This is a genomic window from Aeromonas sp. R3-1 (assembly GCF_040908345.1).
Taxonomy (GTDB): domain Bacteria; phylum Pseudomonadota; class Gammaproteobacteria; order Enterobacterales; family Aeromonadaceae; genus Aeromonas; species Aeromonas veronii.
Map to the genome: position 1 here is coordinate 1 of NZ_JBFODN010000038.1, position 3,139 is coordinate 3,139.

Annotated in this window: 3 protein-coding genes; 1 reads left to right on the plus strand and 2 read right to left on the minus strand. The window is 62.5% G+C overall.

Annotated elements, in window-relative coordinates:
* Positions 1 to 1,206, minus strand: a 1,206-nt coding sequence (locus AB5Y85_RS02135; RefSeq protein WP_368221100.1) for a cryptochrome/photolyase family protein, incomplete at its 3' end; no start/stop codon positions are given.
* Positions 1,206 to 1,370: a DUF2256 domain-containing protein gene (locus tag AB5Y85_RS02140; RefSeq protein ID WP_103252489.1), complete on the minus strand. Its 165-nt coding sequence runs from the start codon at positions 1,368 to 1,370 to the stop codon at positions 1,206 to 1,208. The genes AB5Y85_RS02135 and AB5Y85_RS02140, both read right to left, overlap by 1 nt.
* A 460-nt stretch (positions 1,371 to 1,830) precedes the next feature.
* On the opposite strand from AB5Y85_RS02140, the gene AB5Y85_RS02145 reads away from it, so the two are divergent.
* The coding region (locus AB5Y85_RS02145) for a tryptophanase (RefSeq protein ID WP_368221103.1) at positions 1,831 to 3,139 on the plus strand (1,309 nt) is incomplete at its 3' end.

A 3,139-nucleotide genomic window follows, 5' to 3' on the forward strand; every position in this document is an offset into this window, starting at 1 on the left:
GGGCAGCTCCACCCACTCGATGGCATCCACATAGATGCCGAGATACCACTGATCCACCTCGTCAGGATCGATCCCCGCCAGCAGGGCAAAGTTGCCGGTAACCATCAGCCGTTGGATATGGTGGGCGTAACCGTGTTCCAGAGACTGACGAATGGCGTGGCGCACGCAGGCCATTCTGGTTTCGCCGCTCCAGAAGAAACCGGGCAGCGGCCGGTTGGCCCCGAGAAAATTGGCCTGCTTGTAGTCGGGCATCTTTTCCCAGTAGAGGGCGCGGACAAACTCGCGCCAGCCGAGGATCTGGCGGATAAAACCCTCCACTTGCGCCAACGTGATAGTGGCCTGATTGGCCTGCCAGTGGGCTTCGGCTGCGTGGATCACCTCAAGCGGATGAAGCATCTTGCTGTTGAGGGAAAACGACAGGCGGCTGTGAAACAGGCTCCAGCCCCGCTCGCTCAGGGCATCCTGATAGCGCCCAAAGTGAGGCAGGCAGTGCGCCAGAAAATGGGCCAGCAGCTCGCGACTCTGGCGCCGGGTGATAGGCCACGGCAGTCTGCGGGCATCTGCCTCGCCGATGGTGCAGACCCCGTGGCGGGTCAGCATGGCGTCAATCTCGCTCACCTCATTGGCAAAGGTGAGGGGCGTTGGGATTGGCTGGCTAGCCGGCAGTTTGGCTCGGTTCTCGTCATCAAAATTCCAGCGCCCGCCAAGAGGTTGGCCGCGCTCATCGAGCAGCACTTGATATTGCTTTCGCAGGGCGCGGTAGAAGAACTCCATCCGGCTGTGGGGATACCGCTGCCAGCCATCGCGAGGGGTGAGAAAATGTTCGCTCTCCACCTCGGTGGCAGGGATGGCAAGGCCCGCCGCCCAGCTTTTCAACTGGCTGGCGAGGCGCCATTCGTCCGGACTCTGCCAGGCAAAGCTGTCGGCCTGATGTGCTTCGAGCTGAGCCTCCAGCAAGCCGGGCAAATCGGGCCAACGGGCGCTCTCATCAAGGGTCAGGTAACAGACGCGGTGGCCCGCCTTGCCAAGGGCTGCCGCGAAGGCGCGCATGGCGGCAAAGAAGGCCAGCACCTTCTGGCGATGGTGGCGGCAGTAGTCGGTCTCTTGGCGCAGCTCCGCCATCAGGTAGCAAACCGCCGGATCCGGGGTGCGAAACCAGCTGTGAGCGGCATTCAGCTGATCGCCGAGAACAAGGCGCAGCTCCATCACACTGGCTCCCCGTAATGTTGGCTGCTGTGGTGACGAGCATGGCGACAGCGTTCGCTGCAGTAGCGAACCGCTTCCCAGCTGCGCGCCCATTTGCGCCGCCAGCTGAAGGGGCGCTGGCAGACGGGGCAAATCTTCTCGGGCAGATGGGGTTTGCGATGCATGATGGCTTCCGGCCTTGGCTGATGGGGGATGTGGCGTTTGGGTAGGGAGAATAACGAACCGGGGGGGCGGGCGGATCAACCTCACTGCCAGTTTGCCGCGCAGATGTGCACTTTGTGAGCGGGCGCACAGCCCGTCGGTGCGCCCCTTGTTTGCCAATTAACCAGCCGTTAACGTGGCGAGGCTGCCCGTTGGCAGCATCCATCAATGGATCTTGTTGGCCACCGACTGTCTACAACCGATATGGAGGGGAGTGATGCCAATCATGACAGCTACGCCCCGGGCAGCTTGCCTGCTCGCCCACTGGTATACCCGGGATCCCATTCTGACCTTCGACTTTCCTCACCGCTGATTGGCGGCACCCGCCGTTTGAATTTGTCAGCCGGACGACCCTGATCGCCCCGGCCTCTTTGCCAATCCCGATTTAAAACACACTGGCCTTGCGCCGGTGAGGAGTCTTATATGCGTCGTATACCCGAGCCGTTTCGTATCAAGATGGTCGAGCCCATCAAACAGACCACTGGCGCCGAGCGTCGTGCTGCCCTCGAGGCCGCTGGCTGGAACCCCTTCCTGCTGCTGGCCGAGGATGTCTATATCGATCTGCTGACCGACAGCGGCACAGGTGCCATGTCCGATCGCCAGTGGGCCGGTATCATGATGGGGGATGAGGCCTATGCGGGCAGCCGCAACTTCGTCGAGCTGGAGCATACGGTGCGCGATATCTTCGGCTATCAGCATGTGATGCCCACCCACCAGGGGCGCGGGGCGGAGCAGATCCTCTTCCCCGAGCTGGTCAAGCGCTGCAAGGGCAAGGCGCCGGTCTTTATCTCCAACTACCACTTCGACACCACCAAGGCCCATGTGGAGTTGGCCGGCGCGCGGGCCATCAACCTGCTCACCCCGAGAGCGCTCGACACCACCGCCCCCTACGCCTGGAAGGGGGATTTTGATCTTCCTCGCCTGACCGACACCATCGAGACCCTGGGGGTTGCCAACGTGGCCGGCATCATCATCACGGTGACCTGCAACAGCGCCGGTGGTCAGCCGGTCTCCATGGCCAATATGGAGGCGGTCTCCGAGCTGGCCCGTCGTCACCAGATTCCGGTGGTGATCGACGCCGCCCGTTTCGCCGAAAACGCCTGGTTTATCAAGGAGCGGGATCCTGCCTATGCCAAGTGCAGCATCAAGGAGATAGTGCGCCAGATGTTCGCACTTGGGGACATCTTCACCATGTCGGCCAAGAAGGACGGGTTGGTCAATATCGGCGGGCTCTGCTGCTTCAAGGAAGATCTCGACCTGTTCCGTGCAGTGCAAGTGCGCTGTGTGGCGATGGAGGGGTTTGTCACCTATGGCGGGCTTGCCGGGCGGGACATGGCGGCGCTCGCCATTGGCCTGCGGGAGGGGATGGATGAGGAGTATCTCACCTACCGCATCAGTCAGGTGGCTTATCTCGGCGAGCGGCTGGCCGAGGCGGGCATCCCCATCCAGACCCCCACCGGCGGTCATGCGGTGTTTGTGGATGCCAAAAAGCTGCTGCCCCATATTCCGGCCGAGCAGTTCCCGGCCCACGCGCTCGCCTGCGAGCTCTATCTGGAAGGGGGCGTGCGCGGGGTGGAAATAGGCTCCCTGCTGCTGGGGCGCGATCCCGCCACCGGCAAGCAGGAGGCGGCGGATTTTGAGCTGCTGCGTCTCACCATCCCGCGTCGGGTCTACACCCGGGATCACATGGACTATGTGGCCGACTGCCTGATCGCGGTGAAAGCGCGGGCCA

Excerpts from the sequence above, each read along its gene's own strand:
- AB5Y85_RS02140 (WP_103252489.1), bottom strand. The coding sequence starts at position 1,370 with ATGCATCGCAAACCCCATCTGCCCGAGAAGATTTGCCCCGTCTGCCAG.